This is a genomic window from Arthrobacter sp. JB02-1C (assembly GCF_057748045.1).
On record NZ_CM173235.1, the window covers coordinates 238338 to 258476 of the forward strand.

The 20139-nt window shown below is 65.7% G+C and carries 23 protein-coding genes and 2 pseudogenes; 8 read left to right on the forward strand and 17 right to left on the reverse strand.

Features of this window, described 5'->3' with window-relative positions; genetic code table 11:
• Positions 1-50: 50 nt before the first annotated feature.
• On the reverse strand, positions 51-557 hold the full coding sequence (rpsI, locus tag AC3ANP_RS01080; protein ID WP_488331544.1) for a 30S ribosomal protein S9: 507 nt from the start codon (positions 555-557) through the stop codon (positions 51-53).
• Positions 558-596: 39 nt separating this feature from the next.
• On the reverse strand, positions 597-1040 hold the full coding sequence (gene rplM, locus AC3ANP_RS01085; RefSeq protein WP_015937805.1) for a 50S ribosomal protein L13: 444 nt from the start codon (positions 1038-1040) through the stop codon (positions 597-599).
• 275 nt (positions 1041-1315) lie between these two features.
• Here rplM and AC3ANP_RS01090 point away from each other — a divergent pair.
• From AC3ANP_RS01090 to AC3ANP_RS01105, 4 genes and pseudogenes are all read left to right on the forward strand, one after another.
• Positions 1316-1678: pseudogene (locus tag AC3ANP_RS01090) on the forward strand (CpaE/TadZ family protein); the annotation flags it as partial.
• Positions 1679-1777: 99 nt separating this feature from the next.
• A pseudogene (locus AC3ANP_RS01095) lies at positions 1778-2571 on the forward strand (hypothetical protein).
• 7 nt (positions 2572-2578) lie between these two features.
• A complete protein-coding gene (locus tag AC3ANP_RS01100) occupies positions 2579-3373 on the forward strand; it encodes a type II secretion system F family protein (RefSeq protein ID WP_488331545.1) in 795 nt (264 codons plus the stop codon).
• Between the two features lie 130 nt (positions 3374-3503).
• Positions 3504-4010, forward strand: coding sequence for an Hpt domain-containing protein (locus tag AC3ANP_RS01105; protein WP_488331546.1), 507 nt, complete (start codon positions 3504-3506; stop codon positions 4008-4010).
• On the opposite strand, the gene AC3ANP_RS01110 is transcribed toward AC3ANP_RS01105, so the two are convergent.
• A complete protein-coding gene (locus AC3ANP_RS01110; RefSeq protein WP_488331547.1) occupies positions 4007-4768 on the reverse strand; it encodes a response regulator transcription factor in 762 nt (253 codons plus the stop codon). The genes AC3ANP_RS01105 and AC3ANP_RS01110 overlap by 4 nt on opposite strands.
• Positions 4769-4963: 195 nt before the next feature.
• Between AC3ANP_RS01110 and AC3ANP_RS01115 the strand changes: the two genes are divergently transcribed.
• Positions 4964-6670 (forward strand): sensor histidine kinase, encoded by a 1707-nt coding sequence (locus tag AC3ANP_RS01115; RefSeq protein ID WP_488331548.1) that lies wholly within the window; start codon positions 4964-4966, stop codon positions 6668-6670.
• Between the two features lie 24 nt (positions 6671-6694).
• Here the strand turns inward: AC3ANP_RS01115 and AC3ANP_RS01120 are convergent, their stop codons facing one another.
• The 8 genes from AC3ANP_RS01120 to AC3ANP_RS01155 form a co-directional block, all read right to left on the reverse strand.
• The gene (locus tag AC3ANP_RS01120; RefSeq protein ID WP_488331549.1) at positions 6695-7585 is read right to left on the reverse strand and encodes a tRNA pseudouridine synthase A; all 891 of its coding nucleotides are present in this window, start codon (positions 7583-7585) and stop codon (positions 6695-6697) included.
• A gap of 31 nt (positions 7586-7616) precedes the next feature.
• A complete protein-coding gene (gene rplQ, locus AC3ANP_RS01125; RefSeq protein ID WP_488331550.1) occupies positions 7617-8198 on the reverse strand; it encodes a 50S ribosomal protein L17 in 582 nt (193 codons plus the stop codon).
• A gap of 75 nt (positions 8199-8273) precedes the next feature.
• Entirely contained in the window at positions 8274-9284 is a 1011-nt protein-coding gene (locus tag AC3ANP_RS01130; protein WP_488331551.1) for a DNA-directed RNA polymerase subunit alpha, read from the reverse strand.
• A 126-nt stretch (positions 9285-9410) separates the two neighbouring features.
• Positions 9411-9812 (reverse strand): 30S ribosomal protein S11, encoded by a 402-nt coding sequence (rpsK, locus tag AC3ANP_RS01135; RefSeq protein WP_018773682.1) that lies wholly within the window; start codon positions 9810-9812, stop codon positions 9411-9413.
• Positions 9813-9911: 99 nt separating this feature from the next.
• A complete protein-coding gene (gene rpsM / locus AC3ANP_RS01140; RefSeq protein ID WP_488331552.1) occupies positions 9912-10286 on the reverse strand; it encodes a 30S ribosomal protein S13 in 375 nt (124 codons plus the stop codon).
• Positions 10287-10468: 182 nt separating this feature from the next.
• The gene (gene rpmJ / locus AC3ANP_RS01145; RefSeq protein WP_009358722.1) at positions 10469-10582 is read right to left on the reverse strand and encodes a 50S ribosomal protein L36; all 114 of its coding nucleotides are present in this window, start codon (positions 10580-10582) and stop codon (positions 10469-10471) included.
• A 69-nt stretch (positions 10583-10651) separates the two neighbouring features.
• On the reverse strand, positions 10652-10873 hold the full coding sequence (gene infA, locus AC3ANP_RS01150) for a translation initiation factor IF-1 (RefSeq protein ID WP_009358723.1): 222 nt from the start codon (positions 10871-10873) through the stop codon (positions 10652-10654).
• 169 nt (positions 10874-11042) lie between these two features.
• Positions 11043-12083 carry a P1 family peptidase gene (locus AC3ANP_RS01155; protein WP_488331553.1) on the reverse strand — a complete coding sequence of 347 codons (1041 nt, stop codon included), beginning with the start codon at positions 12081-12083 and terminating at the stop codon, positions 11043-11045.
• Between the two features lie 236 nt (positions 12084-12319).
• Here AC3ANP_RS01155 and AC3ANP_RS01160 point away from each other — a divergent pair, with 236 nt between their 5' ends.
• From AC3ANP_RS01160 to AC3ANP_RS01170, 3 genes are all read left to right on the forward strand, one after another.
• A complete protein-coding gene (locus AC3ANP_RS01160; RefSeq protein WP_488331554.1) occupies positions 12320-13270 on the forward strand; it encodes a carbohydrate ABC transporter permease in 951 nt (316 codons plus the stop codon).
• A complete protein-coding gene (locus AC3ANP_RS01165; RefSeq protein ID WP_488331555.1) occupies positions 13267-14193 on the forward strand; it encodes a carbohydrate ABC transporter permease in 927 nt (308 codons plus the stop codon). Before AC3ANP_RS01160 ends, AC3ANP_RS01165 begins: the two co-directional genes overlap by 4 nt.
• A 63-nt stretch (positions 14194-14256) precedes the next feature.
• Positions 14257-15603, forward strand: a complete 1347-nt coding sequence (locus AC3ANP_RS01170; protein ID WP_488331556.1) for an ABC transporter substrate-binding protein — start codon at positions 14257-14259, stop codon at positions 15601-15603.
• Positions 15604-15725: 122 nt separating this feature from the next.
• Here AC3ANP_RS01170 and map read toward each other — a convergent pair whose 3' ends face one another.
• From map to rpsE, 6 genes are all read right to left on the reverse strand, one after another.
• Positions 15726-16553, reverse strand: a complete 828-nt coding sequence (map, locus tag AC3ANP_RS01175; RefSeq protein ID WP_488331557.1) for a type I methionyl aminopeptidase — start codon at positions 16551-16553, stop codon at positions 15726-15728.
• Positions 16554-16660: 107 nt separating this feature from the next.
• Positions 16661-17230 (reverse strand): adenylate kinase, encoded by a 570-nt coding sequence (locus AC3ANP_RS01180; RefSeq protein ID WP_488333119.1) that lies wholly within the window; start codon positions 17228-17230, stop codon positions 16661-16663.
• Between the two features lie 5 nt (positions 17231-17235).
• The gene (gene secY, locus AC3ANP_RS01185; RefSeq protein ID WP_488331558.1) at positions 17236-18546 is read right to left on the reverse strand and encodes a preprotein translocase subunit SecY; all 1311 of its coding nucleotides are present in this window, start codon (positions 18544-18546) and stop codon (positions 17236-17238) included.
• Positions 18547-18729: 183 nt separating this feature from the next.
• On the reverse strand, positions 18730-19224 hold the full coding sequence (gene rplO / locus AC3ANP_RS01190; protein WP_488331559.1) for a 50S ribosomal protein L15: 495 nt from the start codon (positions 19222-19224) through the stop codon (positions 18730-18732).
• Positions 19225-19431: a 50S ribosomal protein L30 gene (rpmD, locus tag AC3ANP_RS01195; RefSeq protein ID WP_488331560.1), complete on the reverse strand. Its 207-nt coding sequence runs from the start codon at positions 19429-19431 to the stop codon at positions 19225-19227. It abuts the gene before it with no gap.
• 3 nt (positions 19432-19434) lie between these two features.
• A complete protein-coding gene (rpsE, locus tag AC3ANP_RS01200; protein ID WP_488331561.1) occupies positions 19435-20115 on the reverse strand; it encodes a 30S ribosomal protein S5 in 681 nt (226 codons plus the stop codon).
• Positions 20116-20139 lie beyond the last annotated feature (24 nt).

Here is a 20139-nt window from a genome sequence, read left to right on the forward strand (position 1 = left end):
TGACGGAAACCCGCCCCGCAGAAGCGGGACGGGTTTCCGGGAAGCGCGGGTTAGCGCTTGGAGTACTGCTGAGCCTTGCGTGCCTTCTTGAGACCGGCCTTCTTACGCTCGATGATGCGAGCGTCGCGGCGCAGGTAGCCGGCCTTCTTCAGGGTGGCGCGGTTGTTCTCGACGTCGATCTCGTTCAGCGAGCGGGCGACGCCGAGGCGCAGTGCACCGGCCTGGCCGGAGATGCCGCCGCCGTGGATGCGGGCAATGACGTCGTAGGCGCCTTCGAGATCGAGGATCTTGAAGGGCTCGTTGACGTCCTGCTGGTGCAGCTTGTTCGGGAAGTAGTTCGCCAGGTCGCGGCCGTTGATGGTCCACTTGCCGGAGCCCGGCACAACGCGGACGCGTGCAATGGCTTCCTTGCGGCGGCCAACAGCTGCGCCGGCGACGGTCAGTGCCGGCCGTTCCTTCTTCGGCGCCGCTGCGTCCGCAGCACCGCTTTCCGAGGTGTAGCTGGTCAGGGTTTCCTCGGCCTCAACGGCTTCGGTGGTCTCTTCGTTCTGAGCCACGGTTCTCCTTGTATTAACTAAGTTGTTTGGTGGCCAGGACTACTGGGCGACCTGGGTGATTTCGAAAGTCTTGGGCTGCTGGGCGGCGTGCGGGTGCTCGGCACCGCGGTACACCTTCAGCTTGCCCAGCTGCTGGGCAGCGAGGGAGTTCTTCGGGAGCATGCCTTTGATGGCCTTCTCCACGGCGCGGACCGGGTTGGATTCCAGCAGCTCCGCGTAGTTGACGGAGGTCAGGCCGCCCGGGTAGCCGGAGTGGCGGTATGCGCGCTTCTGCTCCAGCTTGGCGCCGGTGAGGGCAACCTTTTCAGCGTTGATGATGATGACGAAGTCGCCCATGTCCATGTGGGACGCAAAGGTGGCCTTGTGCTTGCCGCGCAGCAGGATTGCGGTCTGGCTGGCGAGACGACCAAGGACAACGTCGGTGGCGTCAATGACGTGCCACTGGCGGTTGATATCGCCGGGCTTCGGGGTGTACGTACGCACGGTGTTTGCCTCGTTCTTGTTCTGGCGTTCTTGTTTTAGGCGTCACTCGGGGGTGCACCTACTATCTATGCGCTACCGGAACAGAGGTGAGGACTCCATGTAACCAGTCATCCAGTGGTCTCGAATGTGCCCGTTGAGTAGTTATCCTGCAACCGGATTCTCAGGCGGGCACGCATCATCGAGATAGGACACGCACAACGACTACCAAGAATAGCGGAAGCCGGGGCCGTGGGTCAAAATGGGGTGTCCGGGCGCCCGCGTCCCCGGGTGCCGGGCAATGCACCGACACGGTCTGGGTCAGTGCCATGGACGTCCCCAGCATCCGGGGCCTGCGGTCCGGACTGGAGATCCTGCGGCGCCTGGACCTCCTGCCGGAGAGCCGCCACGTGGTGCTGAACATGGCCGACGCCAAGTCCGGCCTCAGTGTCCAGGACGTCGAAGCGACCATCGGCGCCTCGGTGGACGTCAGCATTCCCCAGTCCAAGGCGGTCGCCTACTCCACGAACCGCGGCATCCCCGTGCTGCAGGACAGCCGCAAGGACCCCGCCGTCAAGGGCCTGCGGCAACTCGTCACGCGCTTCGACCCGGCCTGGCGTGCTACCGCGCAAAAGAAGCTGCACCGGCGGGTGGTGGTTTAGGTGAAGCTCTCCGAACGCCTTTCCGCCGCCGAAGCCGGGCAACAGGCCGCCGCCGCTCCGCCGTCGGCACCGGCCGCTCCACTCGGGACGCGGGCACAGCTGCACGAGACGGTGCCCGTTCCCGGCCGGCGCGAACCCACCCGCCTCGCGGCTGCCGCCGCACAGGCCCTTGCCGAGCCTCCCGAAACTGCCCGGGCGAAGGGACACCCGGTCGACGCCTTCGCCGCGCTCAAGGAACGCGCCGCTACCGCCCTGTTTGAACGGACGGGAGCGCGGTTCAGCGACTCTGCTATGAAGGAGGATGAGCTGCGCACCACGGCGCGCGATGAGCTGATCCGCATCATCGACGCCGAACAGGTGCCGTTGTCCAGTGAGGAGCGTACCCGGCTGGTCCGGGACGTCGCGGACGACGTTCTGGGTTACGGTCAGCTGCAGCGCCTGCTGGATGACCCGGCCGTCACCGAGATCATGGTGAACCGGATGGACCAGATCTACGTCGAGCGGAGGGGCAGCTGACCCTGACCGATTCGCGGGACGCCGTCGCCCGCCGGGAAGCTCTGGTGCTGATGGCCGGCACGGACCTTCCGCTGCGGGCCATCCGTGAACAGATCGCCTCCGCTGTAAACCTGATCGTACAGATTTCCCGGATGCGGGACGGCACCCGCCGCATCACCCACGTCACCGAGGTGCAGGGGATGGAAGGCGACATCGTCACCCTCCAGGACGCGTTCGTGTTCGACTACTCCGCCGGTGTGGACGCGACCGTCCGGTTCCTCGGCCGGCCGGTTGCTACCGGCATCCGGCCACGCTTCATCGACCGCTTCGAGGACCTGGGCATTTTCGTCTCGCCCAGCGTCTTCGCGACCCCGCTGGCCCCCGCCGGCACGGGGTGAGCACGCCATGACCCTGACACTCGGCGCAGCATTCCTGGCCGCCGCGCTCCTGCTGCTCGCTGTGGCTGTTTTGTCGCCGGGGCCGGCCCGTATTCCGCTGGATCGACGGCGGCCGGTCCAGGCATCCTCGGACTCCTCGCTCAGCCGGTTCGCCGGAACTGCGGTCACGCTGGCCGAAGGCTTCTTTGCCCGCCGGAAAGTCGGGTTGTCTAGCCGGGACGCGCTGGAACAAGCCTGCCTCCGGCTGGGCCAGGGCGACTTCTATGGGCTGCTGCTGTTCCTGCTGAGCCCGCTGGCGGGTCACCTTGTGCTCACGGTCCTGGCCGGCAAGTGCCGCGCCCGGTTCGACGAGCAGCTGGGCGACACCCTGCAGTTGCTGTCCGGCGGCCTCCGGGCCGGACACAGCATCCTGCGCGCCATCGATGCGGCGGGCAACGAATCGCAGAGTCCCACCGCGGAGGAGATGCGCAGGGTCATCACCGAGACCAGCCTAGGCCGGGACCTGCTGGCTTCGCTCAATGACACGGCCGAACGGATGCGCAACGAGGACTTTGTCTGGATCGCCCAGGCCATCCAGATAAACCGCGAGGTGGGCGGCAACCTTGCCGAGGTCCTGGACCAGGTGAACGAAACCATCCGCGAGCGCAGCGAAATCAAAGGCCACATCAAGTCCCTCGCCGCCGAGGGCAAGTTCTCGGCCTACATCCTGATGGCGATGCCGGTCGGGATCGTCCTGATGCTGATGCTCGCGATCCTGGGCCCGGCCGTCATCAACGCCATCACGACCTTCAGCGGCCAGTAAGCCCGCCCGATGACCACCCTGCAGCCCGTCCGGCAGCATCCCAAGCGGACCCACAAGGATAGCCGCAGGGTTTACGCAGAATGGCCCCGGAGCGTCCGGCAGGGGTCCGGGCAGCTAGTACCGTAGAGCCATGTCACTCTTAGCTGCCGGCCCCGAAGACGGAAATGCGGCCCCTTTGGTCGCAGCCGAAGCCCCTGGGGCAGGAGCCGGCCTGACAGAGCCGGCCCCGGTCGCCGCTACCGTCCCGGCCCCGTCCGGTGCCCTGGACGCTACCCCCGCCGAGGCCCCGTTGGTGGACCCGGCCGCACTTCAGGACCTGGGCGAGCAGCTGGACAGCGCGGCCGTCGCCCACGGCTTCGCCCGCGATTACGCCCGGATGTGGGACCGGCGCTATGCCGCGCTGGCCACAGCCCTGGACCGCGGGGACCAGTCCGCGGCGCTCGACGCCGTGCTAAGTCTCAAGACGTCATCGTCGATGGTCGGCGGTCTGCTGCTGGCCGAGCTCGCCGGCGAGCTCGAGGAACTCATCCGAGCCGGCCAGCTGCCGCAGGCCGCGTCCCGGCTGGGTGACGTCGCCGCCCGCGGCAACGCCACCGTGGATGAGCTGCAGTTCGCCGGCCTCGTCCTGGACGATTAGCTCCGGGCTGGAGCCAGACGGTAACCAACACCGCGGACCGTCTGAAGCCAGCGCGGCCGCAGCGGGTCCTCCCGCAGTTTCCGGCGCAGGTTGCCCATGTGGACTTCGACGGCGCGCTCATCAGATTCACTGATGTAGGCATCGGGCCGGTAGTACTCCCCGCGCACCACCCGCACCAGCTCGGCCTTGGACCTGACCGCCCCGGCACCCCGAAGGAGGGCGTGCAGCAGTTCAAACTCACTGCGCGTGAGGGCGAGCGGTTCGTCGTCCACCGCCACGGAACGCGTGTCCGGGTTCAGTGCCAGCCCGTTGTGGCGCATCACGTTGTCCGGAACCGCAGCCGCCGCGGCCGGGCCGCCGGCCTGCCCCGCGGCTCCCGGCGTATCGCGCCGCGGCCGGCGCATCATGGCTGCGACCCGGGCGCGCAGCTCGCGGGGGCGGAAAGGTTTGGTCAGGAAGTCGTCGGCGCCGGCGTGCAGGGCCGTCAACGTGTCGAGTTCGTCGGTCCGTGCGGTGAGCATCACTATGTACGCGTCACTGAATTGGCGGATCCGGCGCAGCACTTCAAAGCCGTCAATGTCGGGCAGGCCCACGTCCAGGGTGACCACGTTGGCGTCCCGCTGCCGGACAATGTCGACGCCTTCCCGGCCGTCGGCCGCCGAATGCACCTCGAAACCGGATTGCCGGAGCACCGCCTCCACCAGGTTCCGCACGTCGGCATCGTCCTCAACCACGACTGCCACCCCAAGGTCTGTCATGCCACCCCTCACATCCGTTTGATGCCTTGCCGACACCGGCCGAAGCGGCCGAGTGTTGGCATCTCCTGTCACCATACCTATCCGCGGCGCTGTTGACGGGCTTCGGCGCAGTAACACAGGCGACATTCATGCTGTTCGTGTCAAGTTAGTGTGACAGCCATGTAAACTCCAGATGCGAGGAAGGGGGCGCCTGTCTTGAGTGAACAGCGGCTGATGCCTGACGCGGGAGTGGACCGCGGCTTTGGTGCGCACCCTCTGCCTGCCCACGCCCTTGCCCCTTCCCGTGTGCGCGTGCTGGCCAGCCAGTTGCCCCTGACGCTGCTCCTGGCTGCCGGGGTATCGGCGGCACCGGCGGCCTGGGGCCTGCACCTTTCCAGCGGCTGGGGCCAGATTGCACTGGTGCTTCACGCCCTCATTTTCCTCGCCTCCGGACTGGTGCCCTGGCACCGGCTCGGGCGGTCGGCCTCGCTGCTGATCCCGGTGCTGGACCTGGCTGCCATCGGGCTAAGCCGGCTGGCCGCGGCGACGGAACTGCCGGGCCTCGGCGTCCTGTCGGTACTTCCCGTGGTCTGGATTTCCGCGTCCCGGCTTTCGCCCGCCGTCATCGTCCCGGTGAGCTTCCTTGGGCCGCTGCTGGCCGGCCTGCCCTGGTGCCTGACGGCCGACGCCGGCGTCCGCCCCGGGCGCCTGGCCTCGATGGTGCTCCTATCGCTGGTGACGCTGGCGGTTTCGCTGGCCATGCTGTTCGTCCGGGCGCAGGTCCGGCGCCAGCAGCGCAGGGTCGAGTACAAGGAGGCGGAGCTTCAGGAACTCCTGAGCGCCAGCCGGGAACGCGAGCGGCTGCTCAACGCCATCCTTGACACGGTGGACGTCGGCATAATCGCCGTTGACGCCGACGGCCGCCGCTTGCTGACCAACAGCTGGCAGGCCACGCTGGAGGACTCGGCTGCACCGGCCGGGAGCACCAGCCACCCGGATCCGCAGTCGGAAGAACAACTCCTGCTGACCGGCCGCGACCAGGTGACACCGCTGCCGCCCGGCCGGCGGCCGTTGCGGCGCGCCCTGGCCGGCGAGACCTTCGCAGATCATCTGGTGTGTTTCGGCGAGGCGCCGGGCAGCCGGGTCGTGTCCACCGCCGCCCGGCCGCTGAAGGACGACGACGGCGACTTCCGCGGCGCCGTCGTCGTCTACAACGAGGTGACCGAACTGGTCCGGGCGCTGGCGGCCAAGGAAGACGTCGTCGCGACCGTTTCACACGAGTTCCGGACCCCGCTCACGTCGATCATCGGCAACCTTGACCTGGTGCTGGTCGAGGAGCTGCCGCTGCTTGTCCAGCGCCGGATTGAAGTGGCGCAGCGCAACGCCGAGCGCCTGCTGGCCCTCGTCTCGGACCTGCTGATGTCAGCCAACTCCATGGTCCAGGTGCAGCCGCGGAAGACCGACCTTGCGGGCCTGGTGGAAGCCACCCTGGGCTCCGCGCAGGCGCACGCCCAACACGCGCGGGTTTCGTTGGCAATGGACGTCTGCGCTCCGCTGTGGGCGGACGTGGACCCGCTGCGGATCGGGCAGGCACTGGACAACCTCGTGTCCAACGCGATCAAATACTCGACGGCGGGCGGCGCCGTGACGGTGTCCGCCCGGGCCGAGGACGGCCGGGTCCTGCTGCAGGTGGAGGACAGCGGCATCGGCATGACGGCCGCTGATGCGGCGCAGATTTTCACCCGCTTCTTCCGCAGCCCGGCCGTGCGGGACGGGTCGATCCCCGGCGCCGGGCTGGGGCTGTCCATCACCAAGGCAATAGTTGAGGGCCACGGAGGAACCATCTCCTGCAGCACCTTGCCGGGCCACGGAACGACCTTCACGGTGGAGCTGCCCGCGGACGGAACGCTGCGGGCCTTCTGAGCCTTGCTGGCTCCGGCGGCCGGCTTACACCCGCCGCGCGCGCGTAAGTTCGGCCCGGGCCAGCAGGCCTGCGCCGGACGGATAGGCCACTTCTTCGAGGACCAGCGGGTGCGGGGCGGCCAGCACAGACCTGGCATCGCGCTGCCGGGCCAGCAGCCGCTCGTACAGCCACTCAGGTCGCTCAGCCCCGGCCCCCACGTAGAGCGCGGACCCCACCAGAGACCGCACCATGTTGTGGCAAAACGCATCAGCCTGAACGGTGGCCACAATGACGCCGTCCTCGCCGCGGGCGAATTCGAAACGTTGGAGTTCGCGGATGGTAGTTGACCCTTCCCGCGGCTTGCAGAAGGAACGGAAGTCCTGCAGGCCGAGCAGCCTGGCCGCCCCGTCGTTGAGCAGAAAGGTATCCAGCCGCTCCTTGTGCCAGAGCGTGGAGTACCGTCCCAGCGGGTCCCACAAGGCGGGGCCGTCCGCGATCCGGTAGCTGTACCGCCGCCAGAGGGCCGAGAAGCGGGCATCGAAGCCTTCCGGGGCCAGCGAAGCACGGTGAACCTCGATCGCGCCGCTCAGGCCGCCCAGGCCCCGGCTCAGGGCGCCGCGGAGCCGGCGCAGCAGGGCCACCGACGGGTCCAGTGCGGCGCCGCGGTTCAGGCCGCGCCATTCGTCCTCGCCGAGGTCCAGGTGGACGACCTGGCCGCGGGCATGCACGCCGGCGTCGGTGCGTCCCGCCACGGTCACCCGCACCTGGCGTCGGATCACCAGGGCGAGGGCCTCCTCAAGCACCCCCTGGACGGTGCGGAGCCCGGGTTGCACGGCCCAGCCGCTGAAGGGCCCGCCGTCGTAGGACAGATCCAGCCGGATACGCAGAAACCCGCCGCCCCCCAGGTCGGGCGCGGCGGGCTTGAGCTCGTTCATAGACTTAAGTCTATAAGAAGGTTTTAGCGAACTACTTCGCGTCCTTCTCAGAGTCGGCAGCAGCTTCCTCGGCGGCGGGAGCCTCTTCGGTCTCCGCTGCTTCGGTCTCGACGACGTCGGCCTCGGGAGCCTCTTCGGTCTCCACAGCTTCGGTCTCGGCCACCGGGGCGGCCTCAGCCTTCTCGGCGTCCTTCTTCTCGGCGTCGCGCTGCGCGGCCGAGGTAGCCTCGGCTACCACAGCCTGCTTTGCCGAAACCGGCTCGAGGACCAGTTCGATGACAGCCATGGGAGCGTTGTCGCCCTTGCGGTTGCCGATCTTGGTGATGCGGGTGTAGCCGCCGTTGCGGTTCTCCACTGCCTGGGCAATGTCGGTGAACAGCTCGTGGACGACGCCCTTGTTGCTGATCAGGCCGAGCACGCGGCGACGCGATGCCAGGTCGCCGCGCTTGGCGAAGGTCACCAGGCGTTCGGCGTAGGGCTTCAGTCGCTTGGCCTTGGTCACCGTGGTGGTGATCCGCTTGTGCTCGAACAGTGCAGCAGCCAGGTTCGCGAGCATGAGACGCTCGTGAGCCGGGCCGCCGCCGAGGCGCGGACCCTTAGTGGGGGTAGGCATAACTATTTCTCCTCATATGGAAGCCGGCGGGCCGTGCACGCTGCGGTGCGTCCGGCCTGCCGGCCAAGATCTGTTTTAGAGCTCGTCGTCGCTGAACGCGGCGTCGTCCTCTTCGATGGCTGCGGCACGGGCTGCAAGGTCGAAACCGGGAGGGGAGTCCTTGAGGGACAGACCCAGCTCGACGAGCTTTGCCTTGACCTCATCGATGGACTTCGCACCGAAGTTACGGATGTCCATCAGGTCAGCCTCGGAGCGGGCAACGAGTTCACCCACGCTGTGGATGCCCTCACGCTTGAGGCAGTTGTAGGAACGGACCGTGAGGTCCAGATCCTCGATCGGCAGTGCCATGTCTGCTGCCAGGGCAGCGTCCGTCGGCGACGGGCCAATCTCGATACCTTCAGCTGCGGTGTTCAGCTCGCGGGCCAGACCGAACAGTTCCACCAGGGTGGTACCGGCCGAAGCGACCGCGTCACGCGGTGCGATGGCCTGCTTGGTCTCGACGTCGACAATGAGCTTGTCGAAGTCGGTGCGCTGCTCAACACGGGTGGCTTCCACGCGGAAAGTAACCTTCAGCACCGGCGAGTAGATCGAGTCGACCGGGATGCGGCCGATCTCGGAGTCGCCGGACTTGTTCTGAGCTGCCGAAACGTAGCCACGGCCGCGCTCGATGGTCAGTTCGAGTTCGAACTTGCCCTTCGAGTTCAGCGTGGCGATGTGCAGATCCGGGTTGTGGAATTCGACGCCGGCCGGCGGAGCAATGTCCGCGGCGGTGACGACTCCCGGGCCCTGCTTGCGCAGGTATGCAACAACCGGCTCGTCGTGCTCGGAGGAGACCGACAGGTTCTTGATGTTCAGGATGATCTCGGTGACATCCTCCTTGACACCCGGAACCGTGGTGAACTCGTGCAGCACGCCATCGATCCGGATGCTGGTTACAGACGCACCGGGAATGGAAGAGAGCAGGGTACGGCGGAGGGAGTTTCCGAGGGTGTATCCGAAGCCCGGTTCCAGCGGTTCAATGATGAAACGCGAGCGGTTTTCGGAGACGACCTCTTCGGAGAGGGTGGGGCGCTGTGCAATGAGCACTTAGGTTTCCTTTCGGCGAGCATCCGCTATATGACGCAACACAGGTGGTGGAAAGATCGGTCTGAAGGCTTAACGCGGCTGGGCTTGCCCGGACCGGTGAGGGTCCGGGCAAGCTCCGGCAAAACCTTAGACGCGGCGGCGCTTCGGCGGGCGGCAGCCGTTGTGCGCGCTGGGGGTCACATCCTGGATGGATCCCACCTCGAGGCCAGCGGCCTGCAGCGAACGGATGGCGGTTTCGCGTCCGGAACCCGGTCCCTTGACGAACACGTCAACCTTGCGCATGCCGTGCTCCTGGGCACGCTTGGCGGCGGCTTCGGCGGCCATCTGGGCAGCGAACGGGGTGGACTTGCGGGAGCCCTTGAAGCCAACCTCACCGGAGGAAGCCCAGGAGATGACAGCACCGTTCGGATCCGTGATGGAAACGATGGTGTTGTTAAAAGTGCTCTTGATGTGCGCCTGGCCCAGCGCGATATTCTTCTTGTCCTTCTTACGCGGCTTGCGAACCGCGCCACGAGTCTTCGGGGGCATTTTTTCTCCTACAGAAAAGTTATTGGGGAAAGACCGTTAGCGAGGCCCACCTTGCGGGTTCCCTGGAATCGCGCCAGCGATTTAGGGAGCAAGTGGGGTCTAGCGGGTCTTCTTCTTGCCTGCGACGGTGCGCTTCGGACCCTTGCGGGTACGTGCGTTCGTCTTGGTGCGCTGTCCACGCACTGGCAGGCCCTTGCGGTGGCGGATACCTTCATAGCTGCCGATCTCAACCTTGCGGCGGATGTCAGCGGCTACTTCGCGGCGAAGGTCACCCTCAACCTTGTAGTTGCCCTCGATGTAGTCACGCAGCTGGACGAGCTCGGCGTCGGACAGGTCCTTGACCCGAATGTCCGCGCTGATGCCGGTGGCAGCCAGGGTTTCGTGTGCACGGGTCTTGCCCACGCCGTAGATGTAGGTAAGCGCAATTTCCAACCGCTTTTCGCGGGGAATGTCTACGCCAGCGAGACGAGCCATAGAGGCAGTGCTCCTTGTATAAGCCGGAGGTCGTAGGCAGTACACCCGCGCGTTCTGCGCGGCCCCAGCCTCCGACCGGGGGTTAGCTGTCCGGACTCGTTCCTGCTCAATGTCCCAGATCAGCTTGTGCTGCCTTTTATTTACTTGCGTGGGTTAGCAACCCAGGGATTCCCTGACGGGAATTAGCCCTGGCGCTGCTTGTGGCGCGGGTTCTCGCAGATCACCATGACCCGGCCATTACGGCGGATCACTTTGCACTTTTCGCAGATCTGCTTAACGCTCGGCTTGACCTTCATGGCGTTCCTTTGCGTGTTGCAGTTGGTCAGCTGGAGCGGCTCCTGGCTGATGCCCGGGCCGCCCAGTGTTTACTTGTAGCGGTAGACGATACGACCACGTGTCAGGTCGTAAGGGCTCAGCTCCACCACTACGCGGTCCTCAGGGAGAATCCTGATGTAGTGCTGACGCATCTTTCCAGAGATGTGTGCCAGAACGATGTGCTTGTTCGTCAGCTCAACGCGAAACATCGCATTGGGCAGCGCCTCAGTCACAACGCCCTCGATCTCAATGACCCCGTCCTTCTTGGCCATACCCTCCGCTAACTGTTGTTGCCACAGCCCCCTACGGCTCGCGCCGGAGACTGCTGTGGACGTTTTTGATTTCTTGGCTGCAGCCGACGGGCCACAAAAGGGCACACCGGGGCAGACAACCAACAGACAACACTACGGCATCGCGGGCTGAATGTTAAATCCAGCCATGCTAGCGCACTCCGTCCCCGTATGCACTAAAGCGCCCCGCCGGAGTCTCCACGGCGGCCGCAGCGGCGACGCCATCCAGGATGGCCAGCCGGACGACGTCGGCCGCCGCGCTCTGCAGGGAAATCAGGCTCAGCTGGCGGGCAGCCTCGGTACTGCGGTCCAGTGCGACGGCCCCGGTGGCGAGGCAGAAGACCGTGTCCCCATCCGCCAGGGTGTGGCTCGGGTTCAGGGCCCGCGCCAGGCCGGCATGGGCTGCAGACGCCGTCCGCTTGCACTCGGCTTTGTCCAGGATGGCGTTGGTCGCGACGACGACGAGGGTTGTGTTGAGCGCGGGAGGCGGTCCGGCTGGCGGCCCCGGCTCCGGATCCGGATCCGGCGCGGCTTCCGCCGCCGCGGGCGCAACCCTCGGCGTGCTCGCTCCTTCGTCGCTTAGACGCACGCTGCCGGGTTCCACCCGTGCCGGCGATGTGCCAAAGGGCAGTCCGAGTGCGTTGACTACCGCTATCGCTCCCACGACCACTCCGATGTCGAGCGTGATCGAGGCGGTGCCGATTCCGCCCTTGTAGGTGCCCCGGCCGATCAGCGCGCCGGTGCCGGCGCCGACGTTGCCGCGTTCGACGTCGTGCCCGTCCGCGCGCGAGGCGGCATCCGCGGCGGCCGCGTAGCCCATGGCGTCGTCGGGGCGGGCGGCGAAGTTTCCACCCCGGCCCAGGTCGAAAATGGCCGCCGCCGGCACGATCGGGACTACTCCCCCGGCAACGGCGAACCCACGGACGTTTTCCTCACACCAGCGCTGCGCGCCGTGGGCCGCGGCGAGCCCGAAGGCGCTGCCGCCGGTGAGGACGACGGCGTCGACGGCGGTGGTCAGCGTGGTGGGGTCGAGTGCGTCTGTCTCGTGCGTGCCCGGGCCGCCGCCGCGGACGTCGACACTTCCGACTGTGCCGGGCGGGGGCAGAACCACGGTAACGCCGCTGAGCCAGCCTTCGCCGGTCCTGTAACTATGGCCGACCCGGATCCCGGGCACGTCCGTGATTGCTGTCATGGGTCCATTGTGCGCCACGCGGGTGCGCCAATTGGTTTCCGCGGCTTCCCGGTCCGTATCCAGACGTTGTGGAATACTGCAACCAACAAGGGGGTAAACGGGCAGGGAAACCTTGCATAACAAAGCTCTGACAAGGCCTTGTGCAGGATTCCGGGCTTTACCGGTGTGGTGAAGTGATGTTGATCCTCCGCCCAATTGCCTGTCATTGGCAGGCCCGGATCCGTAAGAGACCACCCATGACACGACAACTCGCTGACAGTCCGGCGCCCACGGCCGCGGCTGTCGCCCCGGACCGGCGCAGGGCACGCTGGTCGGCCCGCAGCCGCCGGGATTTCCTCGTCTTCCTTGCCCTGGCCCTGCCGAACCTGGCCCTGATCGCGGTGTTCACCTACCTACCGCTGATCAACAACATGTATTACTCCACGCTGGACTGGACCTTGGGGTCCGCCTCGGCCACCGTGGTCGGCCTGGAGAACTACGTCACCTTCTTCACCAGCGCCGACGCCCCGAAAGTGCTGGGAACCACCGCCGTCTTCACGCTCATCACCGTCGGCGGCTCGATGCTGCTCGGCATGCTCGTGGCCCTCGCCCTGAACTCCAAAGTGCGGGGCACCACGTTTGCCAGGTCCGCGGTGTTCGCACCCTACGTACTGAGCGGCGTCGGCGTCGGGCTGGTGTGGCTGTTCATCTTCGATCCCGGATACGGGGTGCTTTCCTGGCTGCTCCGCGGGATCGGCCAGCAGAGCCCGCAATGGATTAACGACCCACAGCTGTCCCTGGTCATGGTCATCATCGTCTACGTCTGGAAAAACCTCGGCTACTGCGCCGTCGTGTACCTGGCGGGTCTCCAGTCGCTGCCCCAGGATGTCATGGAGGCCGCGGCGCTGGACGGCGCCAACGGATTCCGCCGCTTCTTCAGCATGTCGGTCCCGCTGCTCTCCCCCACGACGTTCTTCCTGCTGATCACCACCATGCTCAGTTCCCTGCAGGCCTTCGACCTGATCCGGATCATGACGCCGCTGGGCAACGGCACCAGCACGCTGATCTACGAGGCTTATCTTCAGGCCTTCGGCGCCTTCAACCGCGCGGGCTACTCGGCTTCCATCTCCGTGGTGCTGTTCGCCATCCTCCTGGTCATCACCGTGCTGCAGGTACGGTTCGTCGAGCGGAAGGTGCACTACTCATGAGCACGCTCTCCCCGGTCAGCCCCGATCCAGCCACGGCATCCGGAACCGCCCCCGCCCTGCCGGAACCGCAGCGGCGGCCCCGCCCGCTGTCCCGCGCCAACCTGGTGCAGACCATCGCCGGCGGCTACCTCCCGCTCATCCTCGCCACGCTCGTGGTGGTGCTTCCCCTGCTGTGGATGGTGCTGAGCTCCTTCAAACAGCCCGGCGAAATCATCACGATGGACCTGAAAATCCTGCCCGAAAGCGTCAACCTCGACAACTACCGGGCCGCCATGACCACAGTGCCGTTCGGCCGGTTCTTCCTGAACAGCCTGATCGTGACCAGTGTCGGCGCTACCGTGAAGGTGATTCTGGCCATCCTGACCGCCTACGCCCTGGTTTTTGTCCGCTTCCCCTTCAAGAACGCCATCTTCATCATCATCCTGGTCGCGTTGATGGTGCCGCCGCAGGTCTCCATCCTGCCCAACTACATCCTGATCGCCGGCATGGGCGGGAAGAACACCCTGTGGGGCATCATCCTCCCCGGTCTCGGCACGGCCTTTGGCACCTTCCTCTTGCGCCAGCACTTCATGACGCTGCCCGGCTCCATCCTGGAAGCGGCGGAGATCGACGGCGCCGGGCACTGGCGCCGGCTGTGGCAGGTGGTCGTTCCGGTCTCCGTTCCCTCCATCGCCACCGTTGCCCTGGTCACCGTGGTGAGCGAATGGAACGACTACATCTGGCCCCTCATCATCACTGACCGGCCCGAAACGATGACCCTTCCGGTCGGATTGACGCTGCTGCAGAACTCCGAAAGCAACGGCGCCGGCTGGGGCATCCTGATGGCCGGCGCCGTGCTGGTCATCCTCCCGATCCTGCTGGTCTTCGCCGCCCTGCAGCGCTACATCGTGGCAGGCCTGACGCAGGGAAGCGTCACCGGCTAAGCCTCCCCTTTACCGCACACACCATTCAGCATCACGAGTCATTACCCTTTGAGAGGATCCACCATGGCACCAAACTTTGACCGGCGACGTTTCCTGGGCCTGGCAGGCGCAGGCGCAGGCGCTGCGGCCTTGGCCGCATGCGGCGGCCCGTCCACCGGCGGCACCACCGCCGCGTCCGGCGCAGCCGACATCGACTTCAGCGGCGTCAAGCCGGCAGCATCCTTCGACTTCTGGACCAGCCACCCGGGCAAGTCTCAGGACGTGGAAAAAGCGGTCATCGAGAAGTTCCAGGCAAAGCACCCCGAGATCAAGGTCAACCTGGTGACCGCGGGCGCCAACTACGAGGAAATCGCGCAGAAATTCCAGACCTCGCAGGCGGCCAAGTCGGACCTGCCCGGCCTCGTCGTGCTGTCCGATGTGTGGTGGTTCCGCTACTACACCAACGGCAACATCGTCCCCCTGGACGGGCTGATCAAGCAGTTGGACATCAAGATGGACGATTTCCAGAAGTCGCTCGTCGCCGACTACAAGTACGCGGACAAACAGTGGGCGCTGCCCTACGGCCGTTCCACCCCGCTTTTCTACTACAACAAGGACCACTTCAAGGCGGCCGGCCTGCCGGACCGCGCGCCGAAAACCTGGCAGGAATTCGGCGAGTGGGCGCCCAAGCTGAAAGCCACCTCCGGCGCACAGTACGCCTACATCTACCCCGCCCTGGCCGGCTACGCCGGCTGGACGCTGCAGAACAACCTCTGGGGCTGGGGCGGCAGCTGGTCCAACGGCTGGGACATCACCTGTGACTCCACCGAGTCCGTGGCAGCCCTGCAGTGGGCGCAGGACTCCATCTACAAGGACAAGTGGGCCGGTGTCTCGTCGAAAGAAGCCGCCGACGATTTCGCCGCCGGCATCACCTCCACCACCATCTCCTCCACCGGTTCGCTGCTGGGCGTGCTGAAGTCGGCCAAGTTCAACGTCGGCGTAGGGTTCCTCCCCGGCGGCCCGAAGAACGAAAGCGGCGTCTGCCCTACCGGCGGCGCCGGACTGGGCATCCCGAGCGGGGTCAGCAAGGAAGTCCAGCTCGCTGCCGCGACGTTCCTGAAGTTTATGACCGAACCGGAGAGCACCGCGGAATTCTCCGCTGCCACCGGCTACATGCCTACCCGGCTGTCCGCTGACATGGGCGCGGTGCTGGCGAAGACGCCGCAGATCAAGACCGCCATGGACCAGCTTGCAGTGACCCGGGTGCAGGACAACGCCCGGGTGTTCCTGCCGGGCGCGGACCAGGAAATGGCCAAGTCCGCGGCGAAGATCCTCACGCAGCAAGGCGACGTCAAGGCAACCATGACCGAGCTGAAGACCACGCTCGAGGGCATCTACACCAAGGACGTGAAGCCCAAGCTCAAGAGCTGACGCTCCGCTCCCTGCCTGGTGATACGACGAATCGATGGCGACGCTGGTATCCCAGCGTCGCCAGGGATTCGTCGTATCACGCGAGGTTATGCGCGTCGTGCGCGCCGCTGGGTCGCGTCGACTCAGGGAATCGGGACGGGCACGACGCCGAGGGGAGCCAGCTTTGCTGCTCCCCCGTCGGGCGCGGACAGCACCCAGATGCCCTTTTCGTGCACCGCCACGGAGTGCTCCCACTGGCAGGCCCGCTTGCCGTCGGTGGTGATGACCGTCCAGTCATCGTCGAGCACGGCGGTCTCGATGCTGCCGCGGACCAGCATCGGTTCGATCGCCAGGCACAGGCCCGGACGGATTTTCGGCCCGCGGTGGCTCGTCCGGTAGTTCAGCACGTCCGGGGCCATGTGCATCTCGGAGCCGATCCCGTGGCCCACGTAGTCCTCCAGGATGCCCAGCGGCTTGCCGGGCACCGAGGAAACGTAGTCGTCCACGGCGTTGCCGATGTCGCCCACGAACTTGCCGGTCGCCAGCGCGGCGATGCCGTGCCACATGGCCGCCTCCGTGACGTCGGAGAGCCGCTGGTCTTCCGGATCGGCTGTTCCGACAATCACGGTCCGTGCCGAGTCGGAGTGCCAGCCCTCGACGATCGCTCCGCCGTCGATTGAAATGATGTCGCCGTCGGCCAGGACGCGGTCGCCCGGGATTCCATGCACCACTTCTTCGTTCACCGAGGTGCAGATGGTGGCCGGGAAGCCGTAGTAGCCCAGGAAGTTCGATTTCGCGCCGGCGTCCTGCAGCACCCCGGCGAACACGGCGTCCAGGTCGCGGGTGGTGGCCCCCGGAACGGCGGCCGCTACGGCGGCGTCGAGGGCGCGGCTAAGGACCAGCCCTGCGTCGCGCATGGTGCGCATCTGGGCGTTCGTTTTGTACTCAATGCGGGTCTGGCCGAATGCCATCCTCAGCGTCCTTTCGGTGGGGCTGCCCGGCCCGGGCGGGGTCTGGGCGGATAAATGCCTGAGGCCCCTCCCGGCACTGCGGGAGGAGCCTCAGATGGTGCACGGGCCTAGGCGGACTGCGCCGCTTTGATGGCTTGCATGACCCGGTCGGTGACCTCGTCGATGCCACCGATCCCGTCGACCCGGGTGAGGATGCCGCGCTCGGCATACTTCGCGACCACGGCCTCGGTCTGGCCGTGGTACAAATCCAGCCGGTGGCGGATCACGGCTTCGTTGTCATCGCTGCGGCCCGTCTCCCGGGCGCGGCCCAGCAGCCGCTTGACGAGTTCCTCGTCGTCGGCGGTGAGCTGCAGGACGACGTCGAGCTTCTGCTCTCCGTCGGCGAGGATCGCGTCCAGGTAGTCGACCTGCGCGGTGGTGCGGGGGTAGCCGTCGAGCAGGAAGCCCGGCTCGACGTCGTCCTCGGTGAGGCGGTCACGGACCATCTTGTTGGTCACGCTGTCCGGGACGAAGTCGCCGGCATCCATGTACTTCTTGGCTTCGATGCCGAGCGGCGTCTCACCCTTGACATTGGCCCGGAAGATATCACCGGTGGAGATCGCCACGACGCCGAGGCGCTCCGAAATGCGTTCCGCCTGTGTCCCTTTGCCCGAACCGGGAGGTCCGATAATCAACATTCTCGTCATCGCAAAAGCCCTTCGTAGTGACGCTGCTGTAGCTGCGCATCAATCTGCTTGACGGTCTCCAAACCTACGCCCACCATGATCAGGATCGAGGTGCCACCGAACGGGAAGTTCTGGTTGGCGTTGATCAGGACCAAGGCGATCAGCGGGATCAGGGCAACGAGGCCCAGGTAGACCGCGCCGGGGAGGGTGATCCGGGACAGCACGTACTGCAGGTAGTCTGCGGTCGGCTTGCCGGCACGGATACCCGGAATGAAGCCACCGTACTTCTTCATGTTGTCAGAAACTTCCTCGGGGTTGAAAGTTATCGCGACATAGAAGTACGTGAAGAAGACGATCATGGCGAAGTAGAGGGCCATGTAGATGGGGTGGTCGCCGCGGGTCAGGTTGTTGTTGATCCACTCCACCCAGGGGGCCATCGACTCCCCCGGCTTGGGCTGGTTGAACTGCGCGATCAGGCCCGGCAGGTACAGCATCGAGGAGGCAAAGATGACGGGCACGACGCCGGCCATGTTCACCTTGATGGGGATGTAGGTGCTGGTGCCGCCCACGGTGCGGCGGCCAATCATGCGCTTGGCATACTGCACCGGAATGCGGCGCTGGGACTGCTCGACGAAGACCACCAGCGCGACGGTCAGCAGCCCGATGACGAGCACCATGAAGAACGTGCCCGGGCCCTGGGCCTTCCAGATCGCTCCCAGCGAGGCGGGGAACCCGGCGGCGATGGAGGTGAAGATGAGCAAGGACATACCGTTGCCCACGCCCTTTTCCGTGACCAGTTCGCCCATCCACATGATCAGGCCGGTGCCGGCCGTCAGGGTGATGACGATCAGGATGGTGGTGACAATACTGGCGTCCGGAATGATCGGCAGCTGGCAGTTGGGCAGCAGCTGTCCGGAACGCGCCAGCGACACCAGCGTCGTGGCGTTGAGCAGACCGAGGGCGATGGTGAGGTACCGGGTGTACTGGGTCAGCTTGGACTGGCCCGAGGCGCCCTCTTCGTAAAGCTGCTGGAACCGGGGAATGACCACCCGGAGCAGCTGCACGATGATGCTGGACGTGATGTACGGCATGATCCCGAGCGCGAAGATGGAGACCTGCAGCAGGGCACCGCCGCTGAACAGGTTGACGAGCTGGTAGATCCCGCCCGTGGTCTGACCATTCTGCAAGCATTGCTGGACATTCTGGTAGCTCACCCCAGGCGAGGGGATGAACGCACCCAAGCGGAAGATGGTGATGATTGCCAGCGTGAACAACAACTTGCGTCGCAGATCAGGCGTGCGAAAGGCCCGGCCAAATGCGCTAAGCAAGCGTCCTCCTGAGGGATAAGTAATGTCTTGTGAGCCAGGTCAGATAAACCCAACAACCGAGTCTAACGGGTGGATGCGCCCGGCGAACAATTCGGCGCCGGGAAAATGAAAAAACTCCCGGCACCGGGGCCTGAGCCCACGGTGCCGGGAGTTTCACAACGAGGCAACTGCCCCACCGGCTCCCTAGAGCGCGGTGGTGCTTCCGCCCGCTGCAGCAATCTTTTCTGCGGCGCTGGCCGAGAATGCGTGGACGGTGACGTCAACCTTGACGGTGATGTCGCCGGTGCCCAGCACCTTGACGGGCTGGTTCTTGCGAACGGCACCCTTTTCGACCAGGTTCTCCACGGTGACTGCGCCACCTTCCGGGAACAGCTCGTTGAGCTTGTCCAGGTTTACCACCTGGTACTCAACCCGGAACGGGTTCTTGAAGCCGCGCAGCTTCGGCAGGCGCATGTGCAGCGGCAGCTGGCCGCCGGCAAAGCCAGCCTTGATCTGGTAGCGGGCCTTCGTACCCTTGGTACCGCGGCCAGCGGTCTTACCCTTGGAACCTTCACCACGACCGACGCGGGTCTTGGTGGTCTTGGCACCCGGGGCGGGACGCAGGTGGTGCACCTTCAGTGCGTTCTGCTTCTCAGCAGCGGCGCCCTGTGCCTTCTCGGCGGTGTTCTTCTCTGCCATTTACTTCGCCTCCTCTACCTGTACCAGGTGCGGAACCGTGTTGAGCATGCCAACGGTCACGGCGTCGGCGGTGCGGACAACAGTGTGCCCGATCCGCTTCAGACCGAGGGACCGCAGGGTATCGCGCTGGTTCTGCTTGCCGCCAATGACGGACTTGATCTGAGTGATCTCCAACGTGGCGTCGGAGGGAATCAGGTTCTTAGCCATGACTCAGACACCTGCCTTCTGGTTCATGAGGGCCTTCACCAGTGCCGGCGGGGCGATCTCATCGAGCGGGAGGCCGCGGCGTGCTGCCACTGCTGCCGGCTCTTCGAGGCGCTTCAGCGCATCAACGGTCGCGTGAACGATGTTGATGGCGTTCGAGGAACCGAGCGACTTGGAGAGGATGTCGTGGATACCGACGCACTCCAGTACTGCACGGACCGGACCGCCGGCGATAACACCGGTACCGGCGGAAGCCGGACGCAGCATGACAACGCCTGCGGCGGCTTCACCCTGAACACGGTGCGGGATGGTGCCGCCGACGCGGGGAACGCGGAAGAAGGACTTCTTGGCCTCTTCAACGCCCTTCGCGATGGCTGCGGGAACTTCCTTCGCCTTGCCGTAGCCGACGCCGACCATACCGTTGCCGTCACCGACGACGACGAGGGCGGTGAAGCTGAAGCGACGACCACCCTTGACGACCTTGGAAACACGGTTGATGGTTACGACGCGCTCTACGAACTGGTTTTTCTCGGCTTCGCGGCCGCCGTCGCGGCCACCACGGCCACCACGGTCGCCACGGCCCTGGCCGCGGTCGCCACGCTCGCCACGACGGGCACCGCCGCGGCGGTCGTCAGTGGTAGCAGGCGCAGCGGTTCCGGTTGCCGGAGCAGCTACAGCTTCAGTCACCTGAATGTCCTTTTCGTTATTTTC

Excerpts from the sequence above, each read along its gene's own strand:
- AC3ANP_RS01100 (WP_488331545.1), top strand. The coding sequence starts at position 2,579 with ATGACCCTGACACTCGGCGCAGCATTCCTGGCCGCCGCGCTCCTGCTG.
- AC3ANP_RS01105 (WP_488331546.1), top strand. The coding sequence starts at position 3,504 with ATGTCACTCTTAGCTGCCGGCCCCGAAGACGGAAATGCGGCCCCTTTG.
- AC3ANP_RS01110 (WP_488331547.1), bottom strand. The coding sequence starts at position 4,768 with ATGACAGACCTTGGGGTGGCAGTCGTGGTTGAGGACGATGCCGACGTG.
- AC3ANP_RS01120 (WP_488331549.1), bottom strand. The coding sequence starts at position 7,585 with ATGAACGAGCTCAAGCCCGCCGCGCCCGACCTGGGGGGCGGCGGGTTT.
- rplQ (WP_488331550.1), bottom strand. The coding sequence starts at position 8,198 with ATGCCTACCCCCACTAAGGGTCCGCGCCTCGGCGGCGGCCCGGCTCAC.
- rpsK (WP_018773682.1), bottom strand. The coding sequence starts at position 9,812 with ATGCCCCCGAAGACTCGTGGCGCGGTTCGCAAGCCGCGTAAGAAGGAC.
- rpsM (WP_488331552.1), bottom strand. The coding sequence starts at position 10,286 with ATGGCTCGTCTCGCTGGCGTAGACATTCCCCGCGAAAAGCGGTTGGAA.
- rpmJ (WP_009358722.1), bottom strand. The coding sequence starts at position 10,582 with ATGAAGGTCAAGCCGAGCGTTAAGCAGATCTGCGAAAAGTGCAAAGTG.
- infA (WP_009358723.1), bottom strand. The coding sequence starts at position 10,873 with ATGGCCAAGAAGGACGGGGTCATTGAGATCGAGGGCGTTGTGACTGAG.
- AC3ANP_RS01155 (WP_488331553.1), bottom strand. The coding sequence starts at position 12,083 with ATGACAGCAATCACGGACGTGCCCGGGATCCGGGTCGGCCATAGTTAC.
- AC3ANP_RS01160 (WP_488331554.1), top strand. The coding sequence starts at position 12,320 with ATGACACGACAACTCGCTGACAGTCCGGCGCCCACGGCCGCGGCTGTC.
- AC3ANP_RS01165 (WP_488331555.1), top strand. The coding sequence starts at position 13,267 with ATGAGCACGCTCTCCCCGGTCAGCCCCGATCCAGCCACGGCATCCGGA.
- AC3ANP_RS01170 (WP_488331556.1), top strand. The coding sequence starts at position 14,257 with ATGGCACCAAACTTTGACCGGCGACGTTTCCTGGGCCTGGCAGGCGCA.
- map (WP_488331557.1), bottom strand. The coding sequence starts at position 16,553 with ATGGCATTCGGCCAGACCCGCATTGAGTACAAAACGAACGCCCAGATG.
- AC3ANP_RS01180 (WP_488333119.1), bottom strand. The coding sequence starts at position 17,230 with ATGTTGATTATCGGACCTCCCGGTTCGGGCAAAGGGACACAGGCGGAA.
- rplO (WP_488331559.1), bottom strand. The coding sequence starts at position 19,224 with ATGGCAGAGAAGAACACCGCCGAGAAGGCACAGGGCGCCGCTGCTGAG.
- rpmD (WP_488331560.1), bottom strand. The coding sequence starts at position 19,431 with ATGGCTAAGAACCTGATTCCCTCCGACGCCACGTTGGAGATCACTCAG.